The 20,625-nt window shown below is 51.7% G+C and carries 20 protein-coding genes; 9 read left to right on the top strand and 11 right to left on the bottom strand.

Annotated features, from left to right (window positions below):
- Positions 1-47: 47 nt before the first annotated feature.
- Complete coding sequence (gene rimO / locus AC3ITF_RS14980; protein WP_115258973.1) at positions 48-1,355, bottom strand: 30S ribosomal protein S12 methylthiotransferase RimO; 1,308 nt, start codon at positions 1,353-1,355, stop codon at positions 48-50.
- Positions 1,356-1,826: 471 nt separating this feature from the next.
- Here rimO and glgP point away from each other — a divergent pair, with 471 nt between their 5' ends.
- Positions 1,827-4,277, top strand: coding sequence for a glycogen phosphorylase (glgP, locus tag AC3ITF_RS14975; protein ID WP_489175802.1), 2,451 nt, complete (start codon positions 1,827-1,829; stop codon positions 4,275-4,277).
- Positions 4,278-4,309: 32 nt separating this feature from the next.
- Here the strand turns inward: glgP and AC3ITF_RS14970 are convergent, their stop codons facing one another.
- Positions 4,310-5,236, bottom strand: coding sequence for a LysR family transcriptional regulator (locus AC3ITF_RS14970; RefSeq protein ID WP_115258971.1), 927 nt, complete (start codon positions 5,234-5,236; stop codon positions 4,310-4,312).
- 207 nt (positions 5,237-5,443) lie between these two features.
- Here AC3ITF_RS14970 and bssR point away from each other — a divergent pair, with 207 nt between their 5' ends.
- Positions 5,444-5,830 (top strand): biofilm formation regulator BssR, encoded by a 387-nt coding sequence (gene bssR, locus AC3ITF_RS14965; RefSeq protein WP_096757726.1) that lies wholly within the window; start codon positions 5,444-5,446, stop codon positions 5,828-5,830.
- Between the two features lie 102 nt (positions 5,831-5,932).
- A complete protein-coding gene (locus AC3ITF_RS14960; protein ID WP_115258970.1) occupies positions 5,933-7,045 on the top strand; it encodes a PQQ-dependent sugar dehydrogenase in 1,113 nt (370 codons plus the stop codon).
- A gap of 16 nt (positions 7,046-7,061) precedes the next feature.
- On the opposite strand, the gene AC3ITF_RS14955 is transcribed toward AC3ITF_RS14960, so the two are convergent.
- Positions 7,062-7,688, bottom strand: coding sequence for a glutathione S-transferase family protein (locus AC3ITF_RS14955; RefSeq protein WP_117341693.1), 627 nt, complete (start codon positions 7,686-7,688; stop codon positions 7,062-7,064).
- 318 nt (positions 7,689-8,006) lie between these two features.
- On the opposite strand from AC3ITF_RS14955, the gene dacC reads away from it, so the two are divergent.
- Positions 8,007-9,209 carry a serine-type D-Ala-D-Ala carboxypeptidase gene (dacC, locus tag AC3ITF_RS14950; RefSeq protein ID WP_115259972.1) on the top strand — a complete coding sequence of 401 codons (1,203 nt, stop codon included), beginning with the start codon at positions 8,007-8,009 and terminating at the stop codon, positions 9,207-9,209.
- Between the two features lie 45 nt (positions 9,210-9,254).
- Here dacC and deoR read toward each other — a convergent pair whose 3' ends face one another.
- Both deoR and ybjG read right to left on the bottom strand, forming a co-directional pair.
- Positions 9,255-10,013, bottom strand: coding sequence for a DNA-binding transcriptional repressor DeoR (gene deoR, locus AC3ITF_RS14945; protein WP_115258969.1), 759 nt, complete (start codon positions 10,011-10,013; stop codon positions 9,255-9,257).
- 66 nt (positions 10,014-10,079) lie between these two features.
- A complete protein-coding gene (gene ybjG, locus AC3ITF_RS14940) occupies positions 10,080-10,688 on the bottom strand; it encodes an undecaprenyl-diphosphate phosphatase (RefSeq protein ID WP_181517383.1) in 609 nt (202 codons plus the stop codon).
- A gap of 297 nt (positions 10,689-10,985) precedes the next feature.
- Between ybjG and AC3ITF_RS14935 the strand changes: the two genes are divergently transcribed.
- Complete coding sequence (locus tag AC3ITF_RS14935) at positions 10,986-12,218, top strand: MFS transporter (RefSeq protein WP_096757721.1); 1,233 nt, start codon at positions 10,986-10,988, stop codon at positions 12,216-12,218.
- 497 nt (positions 12,219-12,715) lie between these two features.
- Here AC3ITF_RS14935 and AC3ITF_RS14930 read toward each other — a convergent pair whose 3' ends face one another.
- The 3 genes from AC3ITF_RS14930 to AC3ITF_RS14920 all read right to left on the bottom strand — a co-directional run bounded on the left by AC3ITF_RS14930 (position 12,716) and on the right by AC3ITF_RS14920 (position 15,117).
- Positions 12,716-12,985 carry a hypothetical protein gene (locus tag AC3ITF_RS14930; protein WP_370317147.1) on the bottom strand — a complete coding sequence of 90 codons (270 nt, stop codon included), beginning with the start codon at positions 12,983-12,985 and terminating at the stop codon, positions 12,716-12,718.
- A gap of 108 nt (positions 12,986-13,093) precedes the next feature.
- The gene (locus AC3ITF_RS14925) at positions 13,094-13,909 is read right to left on the bottom strand and encodes a Cof-type HAD-IIB family hydrolase (protein ID WP_489175801.1); all 816 of its coding nucleotides are present in this window, start codon (positions 13,907-13,909) and stop codon (positions 13,094-13,096) included.
- The gene (locus tag AC3ITF_RS14920) at positions 13,909-15,117 is read right to left on the bottom strand and encodes an MFS transporter (protein ID WP_489175800.1); all 1,209 of its coding nucleotides are present in this window, start codon (positions 15,115-15,117) and stop codon (positions 13,909-13,911) included. Before AC3ITF_RS14920 ends, AC3ITF_RS14925 begins: the two co-directional genes overlap by 1 nt.
- Before the next feature lie 85 nt (positions 15,118-15,202).
- Between AC3ITF_RS14920 and AC3ITF_RS14915 the strand changes: the two genes are divergently transcribed.
- The gene (locus tag AC3ITF_RS14915; protein ID WP_115258965.1) at positions 15,203-15,745 is read left to right on the top strand and encodes a TetR/AcrR family transcriptional regulator; all 543 of its coding nucleotides are present in this window, start codon (positions 15,203-15,205) and stop codon (positions 15,743-15,745) included.
- Positions 15,746-15,760: 15 nt separating this feature from the next.
- On the opposite strand, the gene AC3ITF_RS14910 is transcribed toward AC3ITF_RS14915, so the two are convergent.
- Both AC3ITF_RS14910 and AC3ITF_RS14905 read right to left on the bottom strand, forming a co-directional pair.
- Positions 15,761-16,558: an SDR family NAD(P)-dependent oxidoreductase gene (locus tag AC3ITF_RS14910; RefSeq protein ID WP_181539878.1), complete on the bottom strand. Its 798-nt coding sequence runs from the start codon at positions 16,556-16,558 to the stop codon at positions 15,761-15,763.
- A gap of 251 nt (positions 16,559-16,809) precedes the next feature.
- The gene (locus AC3ITF_RS14905) at positions 16,810-18,495 is read right to left on the bottom strand and encodes an aspartate:alanine antiporter (RefSeq protein ID WP_115258963.1); all 1,686 of its coding nucleotides are present in this window, start codon (positions 18,493-18,495) and stop codon (positions 16,810-16,812) included.
- A 267-nt stretch (positions 18,496-18,762) separates the two neighbouring features.
- Here AC3ITF_RS14905 and AC3ITF_RS14900 point away from each other — a divergent pair, with 267 nt between their 5' ends.
- The gene (locus AC3ITF_RS14900; protein WP_096759440.1) at positions 18,763-19,143 is read left to right on the top strand and encodes an inner membrane protein YbjM; all 381 of its coding nucleotides are present in this window, start codon (positions 18,763-18,765) and stop codon (positions 19,141-19,143) included.
- A 34-nt stretch (positions 19,144-19,177) separates the two neighbouring features.
- Here the strand turns inward: AC3ITF_RS14900 and AC3ITF_RS14895 are convergent, their stop codons facing one another.
- Complete coding sequence (locus AC3ITF_RS14895; protein WP_096757713.1) at positions 19,178-19,441, bottom strand: GrxA family glutaredoxin; 264 nt, start codon at positions 19,439-19,441, stop codon at positions 19,178-19,180.
- A gap of 172 nt (positions 19,442-19,613) precedes the next feature.
- Between AC3ITF_RS14895 and AC3ITF_RS14890 the strand changes: the two genes are divergently transcribed.
- Positions 19,614-19,904, top strand: coding sequence for a DUF1418 family protein (locus AC3ITF_RS14890; protein WP_489175799.1), 291 nt, complete (start codon positions 19,614-19,616; stop codon positions 19,902-19,904).
- Complete coding sequence (gene nfsA, locus AC3ITF_RS14885) at positions 19,888-20,610, top strand: nitroreductase NfsA (RefSeq protein ID WP_115258961.1); 723 nt, start codon at positions 19,888-19,890, stop codon at positions 20,608-20,610. The genes AC3ITF_RS14890 and nfsA overlap by 17 nt, the downstream gene beginning before the upstream one ends.
- The last annotated feature ends 15 nt before the right edge of the window (positions 20,611-20,625 follow it).

Raw genomic sequence — 20,625 nt, 5'->3', positions numbered from 1 at the left:
ATGACGGCGTAAATGCCTTATCCGGCCTACTGTTGGGTGACGATGAGTTAAACGCGGCTGCCCCACAGATCGTATTCGTCTGCGTTTTCGACTTTCACGCGGATGATATCGCCAGGCTTCACGTTGGTTTCGCCATTCATATACACCGCGCCGTCGATTTCCGGGGCGTCTGCCATGCTGCGACCAATCGCGCCTTCTTCGTCAACTTCATCGACGATGACCAGAATTTCGCGGCCGACTTTCTCCTGCAAGCGTTCAGCAGAGATCTGCTGCTGCAATTGCATAAAGCGGTTCCAGCGTTCTTCTTTCACCTCTTCCGGGATTTGATCCGGCAGCGCATTGGCCCCCGCACCTTCTACCGGGCTGTATTTAAAGCAGCCGACGCGATCCAGACGTGCTTCTTTCAGGAAATCGAGCAGCATCTGGAAGTCTTCTTCGGTTTCACCCGGGAAGCCGACGATAAACGTTGAACGCAGGGTCAGTTCAGGGCAGATTTCACGCCACTGCTTAATACGCGCTAACTGGCGGTCTACCGAACCTGGGCGCTTCATCAGCTTAAGAATACGCGGGCTGGCATGCTGCAGCGGGATGTCCAGATACGGCAGGATTTTGCCTTCCGCCATCAGCGGGATGACATCATCGACGTGCGGGTACGGATAGACGTAATGCAGACGAGTCCAGATACCCAGTTTCGACAGCTGCTCGCACAGATCAACCATGCTGGTTTTCACTGGCTCACCGTTATGGAAGCCGGTGCGGTGCTTCACATCCACGCCGTAAGCGGAGGTATCCTGGGAGATAACCAGAATCTCTTTGACGCCCGCATCAACCAGGCGCTTGGCTTCGCTGAGTACCTCGCCGATGGGACGGCTGACCAAATCGCCGCGCATCGACGGAATGATGCAGAACGTGCAGCGGTGATTGCACCCTTCAGAGATCTTCAGATAGGCGTAATGACGCGGCGTCAGCTTGACGCCCTGCTCAGGAACCAGGCTCTGGAACGGGTTATGTTTTGGTTTTGGCACGTAATGGTGAACGTGTTCCAGAACCTGCTCGTAACTGTGCGGTCCGGTGATTTCCAGCACCTTCGGGTGAACTTCACGGATCTGATCGACTTTCGCGCCCAGACAGCCGGTGACAATCACCTTGCCGTTCTCGTTCAGCGCTTCGCCAATCACTTCCAGTGATTCTTGTACCGCGCTGTCGATAAAGCCGCAGGTGTTAACGATAACCATATCCGCGTCGTCGTAATTCGGCACCACGTCATAACCTTCGGTACGAAGTTCAGTCAGGATGCGCTCAGAATCAACGAGGTTTTTCGGACAACCTAGTGAAATAAAACCAATTTTTGCCATTTTCTTATACTGTACATTGCTCGTAATCGGGGGATTATACAGATGCCATCGCGTGACATCTATCTTTGATGTTCATAAGCCGGACGCTCTAAATGGGGAGTACCGGTAATTGGCTTATCGGCAGGAGCAAGGTATTTAGAGAGTCTAATTCCGGCTTTAAGTGTCACTTCTTGGCTATAGAGAAGAAGTCTTCTAAATTTAATATGTCGAGCGTTATTCATGAGGTTAAATTTGAAAGATATTGCTTTGCAGTCAAAACTTAAAATGGCGAGAACCCTTTATGCTAATGGTGTGAGCTTATATTATATTTCGCTCGCCACTGGTTTAAGCTGGCGCTTATTAATGAATGAACTTCATTCTATTACTCGTCATGAAGTGAGTCCGCAAAAGAATCAACGCTCATAAATTTATTTGTGCTTTATTTTTATTTTATTTTTCTGCCCCTGTCCGATTCTACGAGGTCACGCTGATATGTATATTTCCCCACTTCCTACAGCCGCCGAAATTGATGTTGATAAACTCAGGGATGATATTGCCAATAAACTCTTATTTACCATTGGTAAAGATCCGGCCATTGCCACTAAACGTGAATGGTTAAACGCTACGCTATATGCCGTGCGCGATCGCATGGTTGAACGCTGGCATCGTTCAAACCGGGCGCAATTCTCTCAGGATGCCCGTCAGGTTTATTACCTGTCGATGGAGTTTCTGATTGGGCGTACATTGTCGAATGCGCTGCTGTCTCTGGGGATTTATGACGAAGTGAACAGCGCGCTCGAGGCCATGGGGCTGGATCTGGAAGAGCTGATTGACGAAGAAAACGATCCAGGGCTTGGCAATGGTGGTCTCGGACGTCTGGCGGCCTGTTTCCTTGACTCGCTGGCCACGTTGGGTTTACCGGGATGCGGTTACGGTATCCGTTACAACTACGGTATGTTCAAACAAAATATCGTTAATGGGGTGCAGAAGGAGTCGCTGGACTATTGGCTAGAATACGGAAATCCGTGGGAATTTAAGCGTCATAATACCCACTATAAAGTGCGCTTTGGCGGTCGTGTTCAGCAGGAAGGCAGCAAAGTCCGCTGGATTGAGACCGAGGATATTCTGGCCGTAGCGCATGACCAGATTGTCCCAGGTTATAACACCGACAGCACCAATACATTGCGCTTGTGGAATGTGCAGGTTAATAGTGAAGTCAATTCAGGCAAAGTAAATCTGAATGATGATTTTACCGTTGAAGTGGAAAACAAATACCATTTTGAAAAGATCTCGCGGGTGCTGTACCCGGATGACTCCACCGACGCCGGGCGCGAGCTGCGCCTACGCCAGGCTTATTTTTTGGCCTCAGCGACCATTCAGGACATATTGAGCCGGCATTATCAACTGCACAAAACTTATCATAATCTGGCTGATAAAATCGCGATTCACCTTAATGATACCCACCCGGTTCTGGCGATCCCGGAATTGATGCGTCTGTTAATCGACAATCATCAATTTGCATGGGATGATGCGTTTGACGTGACTTGTCAGATTTTCTCCTATACCAACCACACTTTGATGAGTGAAGCGCTGGAAACATGGCCGGTAGAGATGCTGAGCCGGATCCTGCCGCGCCATTTGCAAATTATTTTTGAAATTAACGATCGCTTCCTGAAATCCGTGGCGGATAAATATCATGATGACAGTGAGCTGCTTAAACGGGTCTCGTTAATTGATGAATCGCATGGCCGGGTGGTGCGGATGGCCTGGCTGGCCGTCGTGGTCAGTCATAAAGTGAACGGCGTGTCGGCATTACATTCAAAATTGATGACGGAATCACTGTTTGCTGATTTTGCGCGTATCTTCCCGATGCGGTTTACTAATGTCACGAATGGCGTGACGGCCCGTCGCTGGCTGGCATTGGCGAACCCGCCGCTGGCAAAAGTACTGGATGAGAATATCGGTCAGAACTGGCGCACTAACCTGATGCAGCTTGCTGATCTGAAACAGTATATTGATTATCCAAGCGTGAACGACGCGGTGCATCGCGCGAAGCACAAAAATAAACAGCGGCTGGCGCACCATATTGCCACCCAGTACGGGGTGGTGGTGGATCCTGCGGCCCTGTTTGATGTACAGGTGAAGCGTATTCACGAGTACAAGCGTCAATTATTGAACGTGCTCCACGTGATTACACGCTACAACCGTATTAAAGCTGCACCGGAGGAAAACTGGGTTCCTCGTGTGAATATCTTTGCCGGTAAGGCTGCTTCGTCGTACCACATGGCGAAACAGATTATTCGCTTAATAAATGACGTGGCACAGCGGGTGAATAACGATCCACAAATCGGCGGCAAGCTGAAGGTGGTGTTTATCCCGGATTACAGCGTCAGCCTGGCGCAGCTAATTATTCCGGCGGCTGACCTTTCCGAGCAAATTTCACTGGCAGGGACCGAGGCTTCCGGTACCAGCAATATGAAGTTTGGCTTAAATGGTGCGTTGACCATTGGCACGCTGGACGGGGCGAATATTGAAATGCAGGAATATGTCGGCGAAGATAACATCTTTATCTTTGGTAATACGGCGCAGGAAGTCGACGCCTTACGACGTGACGGCTATAACCCAAGAACGATTTTTGAGAATGATGCCGAACTGCATCAGGCACTGACGCAAATTGGCACCGGCCTGTTTAGTCCACAGGATCCTGGGCGGTATCGCAACATCCTCGATTCATTGATCAACTTTGGTGACCATTATCAGGTGTTAGCGGATTATCGCCGCTATGTTGATTGCCAGGACTCTGTGGATGAGTTGTATCGTACTCCCCGTGAGTGGACGACGAAAACGCTGCATAATATTGCCAATATGGGGTACTTCTCGTCGGACAGAACGGTACAGGAATACGCCGATAATATTTGGCGTATTACCCGGATCCATGTCTAACCCTTAATCACAACGGGTGTTCTCCCTGGTTTTCAGAACAGGGAGGATGCTTGTAAATCGGCGAGAATTGGCGCCAGGAGCTTATGGGTATTGGTTTCTTTGCGCGATGAGGCAAAAATACTGAATTGCGGTAACGGGAACGGCGTATTGATTTTTTTCAGGCCATAAAGTGGCGCATGCGTGGCGAAGACTTTTTCCGGGATCACCCCTAAACATTGGGTATTCGCGACAATCGTGAGGATCGCGGTAAAAGAAGAGGTTAGCAGGCAGCGATCCCCGGTTCTGAATTTTTTATCCACGATGCTGCGGTGATAAATTATTTTCTCGTTTTTAGTGTTGTAGCCCACCAGATTGGCACTTCTGAACATTTCCTCACTGATCGAATGACCATACAACGTATTATTTTGTGACGCTGCCAGTACCAGCCGCATATCACATATTTTGTGACAGGAAATACTGCCTGATTCCACGGAAAAGGTAGAAAAAACAACATCAGCCTGCCGCATCGTGAGCAGTTCGATAATACTCTGCTCATTTAAATCAGCGGTAAGATGCAGGAGACTGATATCCGCATTATTGCTGATTATTTTTTCCGTGACGTCGGGAATAACGATCGGTGAAATAAACGATTCCGTATACAGCGTGAGCCTTTTTCTGGATGCCGGGGAAGTATGTGGCATTAGCAGCGACAGTTTATCAATAATCGGGATTGCATTGTCGTAAAGCTCGTCGGAATAGACGGTCGGTAATAACGCATTGCCGCTGCGAACAAAAAGATTATCTCCCATCAGTTCGCGCAGTTTTTTTAACGACTGACTGACAGCCGAGGGAGAAATATTCAGCATATCGGCGACGCGGGTAATGCTCCCTACGCTATAAATTAAACAGAAAATGGTGAGCAGATTCAGGTCTATCTTTGATAGCGTGCGTATCTTCTCGGCATCATTTGCTTTTGACATAGACCCCTCATCATCCGTGTCGCGACAGTAACCCCATCAGGTATAGCAAAAAATTATCGCTACGTCAGAAACAGACGGTTTCTCTGTGCGTTGTAACATTGTAAATAATGTTAATCAATTAGGGTTTATTGACGTGGAACATCAATTTGTTCAAAAAACGACCATACTATTAAGTTGCACCATGGTTGGAAAGAGGAGGAACAAAGTATGGTCGTTGACAGACTGAGAACCGATCTTCTCAACAAGTTGATAAACGCCCGTATCGATCTCGCCGCTTATCTGTTGTTGAGGAAAGCGAAAGGCTATATGTCAGTGAGTGAGAGCGATCGTCTGCGTGATAATTTTTTTGCACTGAATCGCGAACTGCATGATGACCAATCACAGCTCCACGGTATGCATCTTGACCAGGAAGAGTGGAATGCCCTGCGCCGTGCTGAAGGCGCGTTAGCCGCCGCGGCTGTTTGTCTGATGAGCGGACATCACGATTGTCCGACCTTTATCGCCGTTAACGCAGAGAAACTGGAAAACTGCCTGACAACGCTGACGCTGAGTATCCAGTGTTTACAAATGTACTCAACGCTGGAACATGTCTGAATCCGGGGGAGGGCGCTCCCCCTTTTCGTTAAGATTGTGTAAAAGTTGCGGGAAATTGCCCCTTGCTGGCTACGCTTTATGCAGAGCCATTAAGGAGGTGTTATGCGGCGACTCTTTCTCTGTGCGGCCCCACTGTTACTGTTTGCCCCTCACACCAGTGCTGAACCGTCTGCGCTGAAGGTTGAGGTGCTGCAAACCAAACTTGATCACCCCTGGTCCTTGGCCTTTTTACCTGACAACCGCGGCATATTACTCACGCTGCGGGGTGGACAGTTGCGACTATGGCAGGCGGGGGAAGGACTTTCCGATCCGCTAACCGGGGTACCAAAGGTTTGGGCGCACGGTCAGGGGGGGTTACTCGATGTGGTGCTCGCCCCGGATTTTGAACGTTCCCGGCGGGTTTGGCTCAGCTTTGCTGAAGCCGACCATGAGGGTAAGGCCGGTACGGCAGTCGGTTATGGACGACTGAGCGACGATCTCAAACATCTGCAGGCGTTCCAGACGGTTTTTCGCCAGATGCCAAAACTTTCAACCGGCAACCATTTTGGTGGCCGCATGGTGTTTGACGGTAAAGGCCACCTGTTTATTGGTCTGGGTGAAAATAACCAGCGCGCTACCGCTCAGGATCTGGACAAGCTGCAGGGTAAGGTGGTGCGACTGACCGATGAGGGCAGCATTCCGCCGGATAATCCATTTGTGAACCAGGCCGGTGCTCGACCTGAGATTTGGTCCTATGGCATCCGTAATCCACAGGGGATGGCGATGAATCCCTGGAGTGACACGCTGTGGCTCAACGAACATGGCCCGCGCGGTGGCGACGAAATTAATATCCCCGAGAAAGGCAAAAACTACGGCTGGCCGTTAGCGACCTGGGGGATGAACTACAGCGGTTTAAAAATACCTGAGGCTAAAGGTGGAATTGTTGAGGGTACGGAACAGCCTGTTTTCTACTGGGAAAAGTCGCCGGCGGTCAGCGGGATGGCTTTTTACAATAGCGATACCTTTGCGCAGTGGCGGCAGAAGGTGTTTATTGGCGCGTTAAAAGACCAGGATGTGATCGTTTTAAGCGTTAACGGGAATCAGGTTACTGAGGACGGGCGTATTTTACGCGAAAGAGGACAGCGGATCCGCGATGTGCGTGTCGGACCAGACGGTTATTTGTATGTGTTAACCGACGAGTCCGACGGGCAACTACTGAAGGTGAGCCCCCGGTAGCCGCAGCGCTGCAGCATCAGCTGACCGGGATCATCACCGCTTTTTGGAACGCTGGACGTTCGGTAAGCTGCTGGTACCAACGCTCAAGGTGAGGACGTTCGGTCCAGCTCAGGCCAACGTTAAACAGGTTGTAGATAAACGGGGCGATGGCGATATCGCCGGTACCAAACTCGTCCCCGGAGAACCACTGTTGGTCGGCCAGCGCGTTGTCGAGCATGGCAAACAGGTTGTCGCAAACCTTCGCGCCTGCGTCAATGGCCGCCTGGTCGCGTTGTTCTGCCGGTGTTCTGACCAGACCAAATAAGATGACCCGATGAGCAGGGCTTAGCGTCTGGTTAGCCCAGTCCATCCATTTTTCGCCTTCTGCACGTTTTGCCGGGGCATCGATCCACAGCCGTTTTTGCCCGTATTGGGCGGCCAGATAGCGGACGATGGTATTGGATTCCCACAGTAAAACGTCGGTTTCATCATCGCGTAGCAGGGGGACCAGACCGTTTGGATTCATCGCCAGGTAGTCAGCATCTCGGTTGATACCGTGCTGCCCGCCCGCCAGTATTTGGTTATACGGCAGTTCCAGTTCTTCGAGCGTCCACAACACTTTTTTCACGTTGGTCGAGTTATTGCGACCCCACAGTGTAATCATAGTAACCCCGCGTAATCATTGAGCAGCTTGATGGCTGCATTCGGTATTAAACCCGTTACATGGTGGGGTAAACCTAATATTTACGCAACAACACGTAAAAAAATCGTGATGAAAGCGGCGCAGCGCAGTGTTATTGCATAAACTTTAAAAACTTTACCAACTTACGGTTTCTTTAAGCTCGTTAGTGCGTTATTACTCACCGCACTTATTTTACACGTCATCCATCAGGCCGCTTCTGCGCGGGTTTGGCCGATGCAGTTTGTGTAAACATGGTGTGTTATGACGTGGTTTTTTGGAATGGATACTCGGGTGGCATTTATGACGCAATACTTCTCTTCCCTTCGCAGTTTCGCCGCAGGTTCAGCGCTGTTATTCCTTTTGGCACCGACCGCACAGGCGGTAGAGCAACCCACCGCGCCGCCGAGCGTGGATGCGCGCGCGTGGATCTTAATGGATTACGCCAGCGGCAAGGTGCTGGCGGAGGGCAATGCTGATGAGAAATTGGATCCAGCCAGTCTGACCAAGATCATGACCAGCTATGTGGTTGGCCAGGCGCTGAAGGCCGGGAAAATTAACCTGAACGACATGGTTACCGTAGGAAAAGATGCCTGGGCGACGGGCAACCCGGCTCTGCGTGGGTCTTCAGTGATGTTCCTGAAACCCGGCGATCAGGTAGCGGTCTCCGATCTGAACAAAGGCATTATTATTCAGTCGGGTAATGATGCATGTATCGCGCTGGCAGATTACGTGGCTGGCAGCCAGGAATCCTTTATTGGTTTGATGAACGGCTATGCGCAAAAGCTGGGACTGACGAATACCACCTTCCAGACGGTGCATGGTTTGGATGCGCCGGGGCAGTTCAGTACCGCGCGCGACATGGCCTTGCTCGGTAAAGCACTCATCCACGATGTGCCGGAAGAGTACGCCATTCATAAAGAAAAAGAGTTTACCTTTAATAAAATTCGCCAACCGAACCGCAACCGCCTGCTGTGGAGCACCAACCTGAACGTGGACGGGATGAAAACGGGCACCACGACGGGCGCGGGTTATAACCTGGTGGCTTCCGCCACCCAGGGCGATATGCGCCTGATCTCGGTAGTGCTGGGAGCGAAAACCGACCGTATTCGATTCAATGAGTCAGAGAAGCTGCTGACGTGGGGCTTCCGCTTCTTTGAAACGGTCACGCCGATTAAACCGGATGCCACCTTTGTGACCCAGCGCGTCTGGTTCGGCGATAAGAGTGAAGTTAACCTGGGCGCAGGCGAAGCCGGTTCGGTGACTATTCCGCGCGGTCAGCTTAAAAATCTGAAAGCCAGCTTTACACTGACCGAACCGCAATTAACCGCGCCACTGAAGAAAGGCCAGGTTGTCGGGACGATCGACTTCCAGCTGAACGGGAAATCCATTGAACAGCGTCCGCTGATGGTGATGGAGGCCGTTGAAGAGGGCGGTTTCTTTAGCCGGATGTGGGACTTTGTGATGATGAAATTCCACCAGTGGTTTGGTGGCTGGTTCTCTTAATCACCGTTATTGCCGGACAGCGTTTGTGCGTCCGGCAATGTCATTTCAGTACACCAGTTTAATGTGCTGCGCTTTTGCGTAATCAACAAACTCATCGTCAGGACGGGTATCGCTAATGATGCTATCAAAGCGTTTCAGATTACCCATCCGAGCGGGACGCACCTTACCAAACTTGCTGTGATCCACCACCAGTACATGATACTGCGCCATCGACATCGCCCAATGCTTCACCGGTAGTTCTTCCAGGTTAAAACAGGTTGCACCTTTGTCAATGTGTACGCCAGCCGCAGAATAAAACGCGATATCCGGGCACAGGTTGTTCAGCGTTTCCTGGAAATCGAGTGGTTTGAAAATAGCGTTGCTGGCGTGGAATTCACCGCCACATAGGATGACGCGACACAGCGGTTTTTCCTGGAGTACCAGAAAGGTATTCAGCGAGTAGCAAATCGCGGTGAAAGGCAGATCGTTATCAATAGCTTCAATGATCCACGGCGTGGTGGTGCCGCAGTCAAAAAAGATCGTCTGATGCGCTTGAACGAGGCTCGCAGCTTGTTGGGCCGCGCGACGTTTCTCATCCACCAGCCGGGACTTTTGGTCGCTGATTAAGTAATGGCTGGCGCTACGGGGTTCCAGAACAATATATCCCCCCAGCAACACGACCGGGGCATCGTTATTATTCAGGTCGCGACGGATGGTCATCTCAGATACGCCAAGTAGCGTCGCGGCTTCTTTAAGGTGTAATTTATCGCTGCGTTTCAGCGCCTGCAGCAATTGACCAATACGCTCGTCGCGTCGTGTTTCCATAGTTCCTCTGGTGAGTAGAATAAGCGTTTCATATCGCGCGCTTAATACTACTCTTTTTACCGTGGATTAGTCACGCACCCAGCCTCTACGGATCGGCAGTGCGAAGCAGGTGCGATAGCAGGCCTGCAACGCGGAATACAGCGAGGTGCCGAACCGTTGCCAGATCATCTGGGCGCTCAGGCAGCCGATTAACGCTGCCAGGAACCCACCCAGCATATCCAGCGGCCAGTGTACGCCGAGGTACACTCGTGACCAGGCGATCGCCACGGCAATCGCCATAAACAGGGCGCCAGACCACAGGCGATGCCAGAATATAAAGGCCAGTGCAAAGGTGAAAATAACGGTGCCGTGATCGCTTGGGAAAGAGTCATCAGGTGCATGGTGCAAGAAGTTGTAGCCGATGTGGTTAACAAACGGGCGATCGTGCGGGAACAGATGTCCTATCAGCCATGAAATGACCAGGCTTACAATTATTGCCAGCGCCATTTTGATCACCAGTTTGCGCTGAGTCGTCACGTGGTCGCGCGGGCCCCAAAGCCACAGGATTACAGCTAACAACGGCACGATGCTGATCAGATCTTTAGCAATAAAGATGGCAAACGCGATCGCCCATTGCGCAGAGTCCGGCGTGGCGTTGATCAGGTAAAATAGCGAGTTGTTCAGATTTTCCAGCATAACATCCAGATTCACGACAGTAGTTAAAAGAGTCCCATCAGGCAGAGCATAAGTTCGCTTTAGCGGGATAAAAAGCGGTGTTGTCTTATTTGTCAGCTAAATGACTATTTTTAAGATAATTAATGACGTCTATAGAGCATGATAACGGGTTCAACTTAAATTAACCTTAAAGCAAAAGTGCATTGTGAAACTGAGTGTAAAAATGTGCGCATTTTGCGGCCAAATCACATAATTCACTATCACCAGTCCGGCGCATTTATTACACTTTGCGCGTTTTTTCATTGGTTAAGAGACTGCATGCACAACCGTTTATCTTCAGGCGCCCGACTGGGGCGTCAGGCATTACTTTTCCCTCTCTGTCTGGTGCTTTACGAATTCTCTACGTATATCGGCAACGATATGATCCAGCCCGGTATGTTGGCGGTGGTGGAGCAATATCAGGCTGGATTAGACTGGGTTCCCACCTCCATGACTGCGTACCTGGCAGGCGGCATGTTTTTGCAGTGGCTATTAGGACCGCTGTCGGATCGTATTGGTCGTCGGCCGGTGATGTTAACCGGTGTGGTGTGGTTCATTGTTACCTGCCTTGCGACGCTGTTTGCGCAGAACATTGAACAATTCACTTTCCTGCGCTTTTTGCAGGGCATTAGCCTGTGCTTTATTGGCGCGGTGGGCTATGCCGCGATTCAGGAATCCTTTGAAGAGGCGGTATGCATTAAAATTACCGCCCTGATGGCGAACGTGGCGCTGATTGCCCCGTTGCTGGGCCCGCTGGTCGGCGCAGCCTGGGTGCACGTGCTGCCGTGGGAAGGGATGTTTGTGCTGTTTGCGGTACTGGCCGCCATCGCCTTTGTTGGCCTGCAGCGCGCGATGCCTGAAACCGCGACCCGACTGGGTGAAACGCTGTCGATTAAAGAGCTGGGCAAAGACTACAAGCTGGTGCTGAAGAACGTGCGTTTTGTCGCCGGTGCCCTGGCGTTGGGCTTTGTCAGTCTGCCGTTGCTGGCGTGGATCGCTCAATCCCCGATTATCATTATTAGCGGTGAACAGCTGAGCAGCTATGAATATGGTCTGCTACAGGTGCCGATTTTTGGTGCGCTGATCGCCGGTAACCTCGTGCTGGCGCGCCTGACCGCACGACGCACGGTACGGTCGCTGATTATTATGGGTGGCTGGCCGATCGCCGTGGGGCTGATTATTGCCGCGGCGGCCACGGTGGTTTCTTCCCATGCCTATTTGTGGATGACGGCAGGGCTGAGTGTTTATGCGTTTGGGATTGGCGTGGCGAATGCCGGGCTGGTACGCCTGACGCTGTTTGCCAGCGACATGAGTAAAGGGACGGTTTCCGCCGCGATGGGCATGCTGCAGATGCTGATTTTTACCGTTGGTATTGAGCTGAGCAAACATGCTTATTTACTCGGCGGTAACGGCCTGTTTAGCCTGTTTAATCTGGCCAGCGGGATACTGTGGCTGGCGCTGATGTTTATTTTCCTGAAAGATAAGCGGGTAGGGGATTCACGGGAAGGATAAAGCCCGGCTATCCGTAATACCGTTCAGTTAACGTCTCGGTATCAGAAAGCATCAACATGTGTTGGCGGCGGGGGGGATGAATATGCTCTCTCAGAGAAAGGGTTCCGTTCACCTCATGTTCATCGTTTCTCTGAGGCACTGATTCCTGTGAACGTGTAAAGGGCGTTCTTCGCCACGCCCTTTACAATCCCGGCTCCCGGCAGGAAAATTGTTGCTTCGCAATCCCCTCCGCTTATTCCTCGGGGCTATCGGGCCGGGCGCGAGGTAGCGTCCCTGCAAAACGCGCCCTGAGCCAGCATCCATGCTGGCTCTCCCGGCCTTACGGAAACACGTCGGCAATTTTCAGCCGGACCAGCCCACACCTGTCTACCTGCGCTTTTACTTGAATATCTCTGAACAGCAAAACGGATATAGCTGAAAGCCAGAGAGCTGAAGCGACACCCTGGTCCGGCTGAAAATCGATGAGGCGTTGACGGCTGCCCGGGCTTTACGCGAACTTAGTGGTGATCGTCAATCTGATGCTCAATAACCATCCCTTCGCCTACGCTGGCGACATGCCGTGCATAAGGATGTGCACGATAAACGGGTGCAGGAGCAACATAAACCGTTTGTGGCGCAGTGGCCACGCTGACCGCCTGGGGAACGCTCACGGAAGAAGGAACCACGACAACTTTATAACCGCTTGGTACATCAACGGTGACGCTTTGCGCCAGTGCAGTTCCCGCAAACCCCAGCAATATTGCCGCTATTAGTACACTTTTCTTCATCATCAGATCACCTGAAAATATTCACTGGAGATATTTATCCAGCGGGTTAATGTGACGCGGATTATGAAGAGATCATGCCATTCTTTTGTTGCCGTCTGTGCTGAGATGTTATTGCGTAAACGGTGTGTCGTTTTTTAGCACCCGGTCGATAATATCCAGTACGCCTTCTTCGTTATTCGACCCCGCACGATATTTTGCCGCACGGGCCACGGTATCGTTGGCATTAGCCATCGCAAAACTGAATCCCGCCTGACGCAGCATCTCAATATCATTACCGCCATCACCAAACGCCACGACTTCCTCATCGCGAATATTCCAGCGCTGTTGCAGCAGACGCAGACCGTTTGCTTTATGTACGCCAGGGATAATTAAATCGATGCTGCCGTAGCCGGTATGCACTGGAACCATAATGTCGCCAATCGCGTCATGCAGTGCAGACTGAACCTGCGGGATCTGTTTTTCAGAGATATTCAGCCCGAATTTGAAAAATACATCGTTGATGTTGTTGAAATTATCAACAAATTCGAGGCGGTGGTAGTACATGGCGGCGACGGATTTTAGCTCGTCGCTGTAGTGCTTCAGGGTGTAGGCGCTGTTTTTTCCGCAGGCAATAATGTCAATGTCGGTGCGCGTTAGCAGATGATCCACGATGGTCTGAAAATCGTCTTTAGCCAGCTCGCCGTTAAACACATCTTCCCCTTCGCTAACGACCCAACCGCCGTTTTCCGCCACAAAAGAGATTTCCTCGGCCAGCTCGGGGAAAAAAGAGATCAGTTGGTAGTACTGGTTACCGCTGGCGACCACAAAGCGGATCCCCTGAGCTTGCATCTGACGGTACTGCGCCATAAACCGTTCACGGTTGTAGGTCTTTTGGTCACTTAAAAAGGTGCCGTCCATGTCGACTGCAATTAACTTAATAGCCATTAGCTGTTCTCCGTCACAGGGGTATTTTTAACGTCTGGTTTGGCGACAGCCTTCGCGACGATGGCCGCAACCAGCACCAGCGCCAGCACCACCAGCATGGCGCTGCGCAGGCCATAGTGTTCACCCAGATAGCCCAGCAGCGGCGGCCCGACCAGAAAGGCCAGATAACCGGTGGTTGCTACAACGCTCACGCGGGTTGGTGCATCGGGGCCGGTATCGCTGGCGGCTGAAATAGTCAACGGGAAGCCCAGCGACGCACCGAGTCCCCACAGGATAACGGACACACCTGCGACCCACGAACTGTCGACAAAGATAATCAGGCTAATACCCAGCGCGCCCATTAACGCACTGGCACGCACGACCGCAACGCGGCTGTAGCGATCGATAAACCAGCCGCCGGTAAACCGCCCAACGGTCATGCCCAGCGTAAAGCCGGCATAAATCAGCGAGCCGGAGGTCGGGCTAAATCCGTGCCCATCAACCATCAGTAATGGAAGCCAGTCGTTGGCGGAACCTTCGGCAAACGCCATCGCCAGCACCACGACGCCGATGAGCAACAGCTGGATATCGCGGTAAAAGGGCAGCCCTTTTTCGGCTGAGTGAGAACCATCAGCGGCATTTTTACCGGTGCCGTCAGGAATTGCTTTGATGGCGATAAATATTGGCGCAATGGCCACCAGCGCCGCCAGCAGAATATGCGAATTGGCGGGAACGCTAAAGGCGGTGAGCACCATCCCGACGCCTGCGCCTGCCAGGGTGCCGAGGCTATAAAAACCATGCATCATCGGCAGCACGGTTTTGTTCATCTCACGCTCAACCGCTGCACCTTCGACGTTAATGGCAACCTCTGCGGCACCAAAGCTGGCACCAAAAACCCCCAGCCCAAACGCAAATAGCCAGGCGGAATGTAGCCATAGCGCCACGCTAAGGATCGCCATACCAACAACCGCACATGACATGGTGGTGCGGATCACTTTCCGCGTGCCAAATCGTTTCACTAGCCAGGCCGAACAAAGAATGCCACTCATCGAACCAATAGAGAGTCCAAATAATACTGCCCCCATTTCAGCGGTAGAAACGGAGAGGATATCTCTGATGGCTGGGGTACGCGTTGCCCAGGAAGCCATTAATAATCCTGGTAAAAAGAAAAACATAAACAGCGCCCAGGTTCGGCGTCTTAAGGCTTTGCGTGATGAGATGCCAGTCATGAATTCGAGCCAAAGAAATGAGGAAAGGAGACAACATTAGCAAGGTTGTGTACATTTGTACACAAATGCAAGAAGAGGAAATGCGGTGCGACGCGCGAACGATCCACAACGGCGGGAAAAAATAGTTCAGGCTACGCTGGACGCAGTAATAACTTATGGTATTCATGCAGTTACGCATCGTAAGATTGCAACGATTGCGCAGGTGCCGTTGGGTTCAATGACCTATTATTTTTCGGGAATCGATGAGCTTCTGATGGAGGCATTCGGTCATTTTACCGAAACTATGTCGCGGCAATATCAGGCATTTTTTATGGACGTGATGGATGCGCCACAGGCCTGTCATGCCATTACCGAGATGATTTACAGTTCGCAGGTCACCACACCGGATAACATGGAGATTATGTACCAGTTGTACGCTTTCGCCAGCCGTAAACCGGCGTTGAAAACGGTGATGCAAAACTGGATGCAACGCAGTCAACAAACCTTAGAGCAGTGGTTTGACCCCGCCACGGCCCGTGCGCTGGATGCCTTTATTGAAGGCATGACGCTGCATTTTGTGACCGATAAAAAACCGCTGCAGCGAGACGATATCCTGGTGATGGTTGAGCGCATCGCCGGGCTGTCGTAGTACTGACACAGCTTATCAACTGACGGTTGCGCCCCCGGTGACATTTACTACCGTCGCGGTCATCGCACTGGCGTGGTTTGATGCCAGAAATGTTGTGACCTCGGCGATTTGTGCCAGCGTTGGCAGACGCTTAAGCATCGTACTTTGTGCGGCTCCACCAAGCCATTGCTCGACGGTTAACCCCATTGACTGCGCTTTTGCGGCGAATATTTCCCCGGTATACGATCCCGACTGCACTGCATCAACAATGGCATGCGACCGCACGCCGAGGACGCGGATATTCCGTGGGCCAAGCTCGCTGGCGAGCGCTTTAATAAACGCCTCGATTCCCGCACACCCAACAATATGGCCCAGGTGCCCGGGCATCGCCATGGACGCCGCCGGGGCTACAATGGTGATGATGGCTCCCGCACGCTCGCCGCCCATATGTGGCGTGACGGCTTTTGAGATGTTAAACTGCGCCGTGAGGAAAGGGGTGAAACCACTCATAAACTCCGCCAGGGATAATTCGTCAATACGTTTACCCTGATCGTGCATAAAGCCGGTGGCATTGACCACCACGTCAATCCCCCCGGTTTTCTGGGCAAGGTGCATAACCTGCTCAGTTGTCGGCTGCTCGTCGAGCACATCGATGGTAAAGGTGTCGGCTGTGCCGCCCGATGCGCGAATGCGGCCCGCTGCCTGGTCGAGCTTTTGCTGGTTGCGTGCACCCAGGAACACATGTGCCCCTTCGCGTGCCATCACCTGCGCAACCGCACACCCTATTGCACCGCTGCCCCCGAAGATCACCGCAACTCTGCCTGCAAGTAACATTGCGCACCCCATCACCAAAAGCACTGTGTAAAAGTATGTGCCATAACCAGCATGATGCAAATGGGTCGACGGAATAGGTAGGGGAGGCGAATTTCAGGCAACAAAAAACCCATCAACCTTGAACCAAAACGGCGGGGTTGATGGGCTCCACAAATTGGGGACATCAAAGAAAAGCAGTGGCAATAGTTATGACTGACACTTTGAAGAAAAGTTCTGCTTATCTGCAAAAAAATTTCATAAAAGGGTAAATTTTAACCGAGGCCAGGCCAGACGATGACGATCAGTGTCCCCGCCAGCGTCAGCAAGACGTTGGCAATAGCATAGGTGCCTGCATAACCTAAAGCAGGGATGTTGCTGCGCGCGGTGTCGCTGATGATTTCCATCGCCGGTGCACAGGTTCGTGCGCCCATCATGGCGCCAAACAGCAGGGCGCGGTTCATGCGCAATACGTAAGCGCCGAACAGGAAACAGATAACCACCGGCACCAGGCTGACAATCAGGCCCGCAACCAGCATTTGTCCGCCGACTGCACCGAGGCCGTTGCCAATACCGCTGCCTGCGCTTAAGCCGACGCCCGCCATAAAGACCATCAGGCCAAACTCTTTCACCATGTTCAGCGCACCCTGTGGGATGTAGCCAAACGTCGGGTGGTTGGCGCGCAGGAAGCCAAGCATAATACCGGCAAACAGCAGGCCAGCTGCGTTTCCGATGCCAAAGCTGAAATTACTGAACTGGAAGGTGATCATCCCAATCATCAGGCCGATGATAAAGAAAGCGCAGAAGGCCAGCAGGTCGGTGACCTGGCTGTGTATTGAAATAAAGCCGATACGGTCTGCAATGGTCTTTACGCGGCGGGCATCGCCGCTGACCTGCAACACATCACCTTTATTGAGCACGACGTTGTCATCAATCGGCATTTCAATCTGGCTACGGATCACGCGGTTAAGGAAGCAGCCGTGATCGGTCAGTTTTAACTGCGCCAGACGACGACCGACGGCATTGTGGTTTTTCACCACAATCTCTTCGGTGACGATGCGCATATCGAGCAGGTCGCGATCGAACACTTCTTTGCCGTTACGGAAACTGGGGTCGAGGCGGGCATGTGCATCCGGGTAGCCCACTAAGGCAATTTCATCGCCCATCTGCAGTACGGCGTCGCCGTCCGGGTTAGCCAGAATGCCGTTGCGACGGATACGCTCGATATAACAACCGGTCTGGCGATAGATACCCAGCTCACGCAGATTTTTACCATCAGCCCAGGCAACCAGTTCCGGACCGACACGATAGGCGCGGATCACAGGCAGATAGACCTTACGGTTGGCGTCGGTGTCGAGGCCACGTTCACGGGCGATTTGTTGGGCGCTGGTTTGCAAATCCTGATGCTGCAGTTTTGGCAGGTAGCGTGCGCCGACAATCAGGCTGACCAGTCCGATCAGATAAGTCAGTGCGTAACCGAGGCTCAGGTTATCAAGAGCCGTTGACAGCTGTGTTCCTGTCATCCCTGAATGGCGCAATGTGTCACCTGCGCCGACCAGCACCGGCGTGGAGGTCATTGAACCTGCCAGCATGCCAGCAGTCAGGCCGATGTCCCAGCCAAATAGCCTACCCAGTCCCAGGGCGATCAGCATTGCGCTGCCGACCATGACCAGAGCAAGCATTAGGTAATTTTTCCCATCGCGAAAAAAAATCGAAAAAAAGTTGGGACCAGCTTCGACGCCGACGCAAAAAATAAACAGCATAAAGCCGAGATTTAAAGCATCAGTGTTAATACTAAAGTGCTGCTGGCCTAATAATAGGGAGACTACTAAAACGCCAATGGAATTACCGAGTTGGACTGTACCCAGGCGTAATTTCCCCAGACACAGCCCCAGCGCCAGGACCACAAATAATAACAGGATGTAATTCCCATTTAACAAATCTGCGACGTTTATATTCACGGAGACTAACTTCTTGTTTACTAGTAAGCTATTGAAAGAAATGGCAATTTACGCTAATGTTTTTGCCAGAAATTAAGGGGCGACAGCATCGTACACAGCCCCAAATAAAGCAGCATGACGATATATGCGGCTAGTTTAATCTCATTACGTTTCAACGGCTATAAGAATCGTGTGAGTGCGTTTTTGGCATGGAATGCCGAACGACTTTATCTGACTGGACGCCTTTGGGCGAAAAGAGTGTTCGATAGAGAGTGTCAGGAGGAACGATTGAAACATAGGCAAGGTTGGGCGGGTGCGATCTGCTGCTTTGTGCTTTTTATTGTGGTGTGTCTTTCATTGACGCTGAACGTGAAAGGAGCATTTAAGGCGGCTGGGCATCCTGAGGTTGGGTTGTTGTTTTTTATATTGCCAGGAGCAGCGGCCAGCTTTTTTTCCCATCGTCGTGAGGTGCTTAGACCTCTTCTCGGTGCAATGCTGGCGGCACCGTGTTGTTTGTTATTGATGCGATTTGTGTTTATGCCTACGCGTTCGCTGTGGCAAGAGCTTGCATGGTTGTTTAGTGCGGTGTTCTGGTGCGCGCTTGGCGCATTGTGTTTTCTGTTTATCAGTAGCCTATTTAATCAGCATCAGCAGCGGAAAAAACACTGATTACGCCCTCCAGTGGAGGGCGTAGAGACGGCAATCAGGCGAACAGATTCACATTCTCTTTTGCCCATGCTTCGAAATCCGTGCAGCCGCCGATGTGTTTCTGATCGACAAAAATCTGCGGTACGGTCTCTACCGGCTTACCAACCGTCTTTTCCAGATCGGCTTTTGAGATCCCTTCAGCATGAATATCAATGTAGCGGAAGTTAAAATCTTCATGCTCATTGCTTAATTTTTCTGCCAATTCTTTTGCGCGCACGCAATACGGGCACCCTGGGCGACCAAAAATAACAGCAAACATCTCACTCTCCTCGAACTTATCAGGCCAGATGGCGAATGACTGTATGATGCCGCGATTTATGTCGGATGGAAAGTAGGTTCGGCCTGTTGCTTTGATACATCTACGCTATATCTGTTAAACATGAGAACTCGGAACGTTTTATACTACGAGCCACTTCGCCGGGAGGCCACGTATGCGCACTGTGGGTGTGTTACCTAAAAGCATATTGATTCTGGAAACGATCGGTATGGTGTCGTTAGCGCTGGCGCTATTGTCGCTTAACGATTTCCTCACCTTACCCGCGCCGCTTAACAGTCCATTGGCCTGTGTGGTGATGATTTTTCTGGGGGTTTTGTTGATGCTTCCCGCCGCTGTGTTTTTAATGTGGCGCATTGCGCAACTGTTGGCGCCGCAGCTGATGTCGCGAACATCCAGCGTATCTTCCCGTTCAGCCAGAGAAAAAAGAGATGACTCCAACCATTGATTTACTTCGCAGCCACCGTTCTATTCGCCATTTCACCGAGGCGTCGATTTCGGATGCGCAGCGCGAGGCGATTATAGCTGCCGCGCAAGGCACCTCGAGCTCCAGTTTTTTACAGTGCAGCACGATTATTCGGGTGACGGATAAGGCCCTGCGAGAGTCGCTGGTGACGTTGTCGGGTGGGCAGCCGCACGTGGCGAAGGCTGCCGAATTCTGGGTGTTCTGCGCCGATTTTAACCGTCATTTACAGATTTGCCCTGACGCACAGCTGGGACTGGCAGAACAACTGCTGCTGGGCGTGGTTGACACGGCGATGATGGCGCAAAATGCGCTGACGGCTGCAGAGTCGCTGGGGCTTGGTGGTGTATATATTGGCGGACTGCGCAACAATATCGCATCGGTAACTGAGTTACTGAAACTGCCGCAGCATGTTCTGCCGCTGTTTGGTCTGTGTCTCGGTTGGCCTGCAGATAATCCCGATATCAAGCCACGGCTGCCTGCGGCCATTGTGGTGCATGAAAATCAATACCAGCCGCTCGATAAGGACGCCCTGGCTCACTATGATGAACAGCTTGCGCAGTATTATCTGACCCGTGGCAGCAACACGCGTCGTGATACCTGGAGCGATCATATTCGCCGCACCATCATCAAAGAAAATCGCCCCTTTATTCTGGAATATTTGCACAAACAGGGATGGGCTACGCGCTAAAGATTTTAACCCGGT

Source organism: Citrobacter sp. KH_055_1, assembly GCF_057838705.1.
Note: the sequence above shows the minus strand (reverse complement) of the source record. Positions and strands in the feature narration are given on the sequence as shown.

What these genes read in the sequence shown, in the direction of transcription:
- rimO (WP_115258973.1), bottom strand. Translation starts at nt 1,355, where the DNA reads ATGGCAAAAATTGGTTTTATTTCACTAGGTTGTCCGAAAAACCTCGTT.
- glgP (WP_489175802.1), top strand. Translation starts at nt 1,827, where the DNA reads ATGTATATTTCCCCACTTCCTACAGCCGCCGAAATTGATGTTGATAAA.
- AC3ITF_RS14970 (WP_115258971.1), bottom strand. Translation starts at nt 5,236, where the DNA reads ATGTCAAAAGCAAATGATGCCGAGAAGATACGCACGCTATCAAAGATA.
- bssR (WP_096757726.1), top strand. Translation starts at nt 5,444, where the DNA reads ATGGTCGTTGACAGACTGAGAACCGATCTTCTCAACAAGTTGATAAAC.
- AC3ITF_RS14960 (WP_115258970.1), top strand. Translation starts at nt 5,933, where the DNA reads ATGCGGCGACTCTTTCTCTGTGCGGCCCCACTGTTACTGTTTGCCCCT.
- AC3ITF_RS14955 (WP_117341693.1), bottom strand. Translation starts at nt 7,688, where the DNA reads ATGATTACACTGTGGGGTCGCAATAACTCGACCAACGTGAAAAAAGTG.
- dacC (WP_115259972.1), top strand. Translation starts at nt 8,007, where the DNA reads ATGACGCAATACTTCTCTTCCCTTCGCAGTTTCGCCGCAGGTTCAGCG.
- deoR (WP_115258969.1), bottom strand. Translation starts at nt 10,013, where the DNA reads ATGGAAACACGACGCGACGAGCGTATTGGTCAATTGCTGCAGGCGCTG.
- ybjG (WP_181517383.1), bottom strand. Translation starts at nt 10,688, where the DNA reads ATGCTGGAAAATCTGAACAACTCGCTATTTTACCTGATCAACGCCACG.
- AC3ITF_RS14935 (WP_096757721.1), top strand. Translation starts at nt 10,986, where the DNA reads ATGCACAACCGTTTATCTTCAGGCGCCCGACTGGGGCGTCAGGCATTA.
- AC3ITF_RS14930 (WP_370317147.1), bottom strand. Translation starts at nt 12,985, where the DNA reads ATGAAGAAAAGTGTACTAATAGCGGCAATATTGCTGGGGTTTGCGGGA.
- AC3ITF_RS14925 (WP_489175801.1), bottom strand. Translation starts at nt 13,909, where the DNA reads ATGGCTATTAAGTTAATTGCAGTCGACATGGACGGCACCTTTTTAAGT.
- AC3ITF_RS14920 (WP_489175800.1), bottom strand. Translation starts at nt 15,117, where the DNA reads ATGACTGGCATCTCATCACGCAAAGCCTTAAGACGCCGAACCTGGGCG.
- AC3ITF_RS14910 (WP_181539878.1), bottom strand. Translation starts at nt 16,558, where the DNA reads ATGTTACTTGCAGGCAGAGTTGCGGTGATCTTCGGGGGCAGCGGTGCA.
- AC3ITF_RS14895 (WP_096757713.1), bottom strand. Translation starts at nt 19,441, where the DNA reads ATGTTTGCTGTTATTTTTGGTCGCCCAGGGTGCCCGTATTGCGTGCGC.
- AC3ITF_RS14890 (WP_489175799.1), top strand. Translation starts at nt 19,614, where the DNA reads ATGCGCACTGTGGGTGTGTTACCTAAAAGCATATTGATTCTGGAAACG.
- nfsA (WP_115258961.1), top strand. Translation starts at nt 19,888, where the DNA reads ATGACTCCAACCATTGATTTACTTCGCAGCCACCGTTCTATTCGCCAT.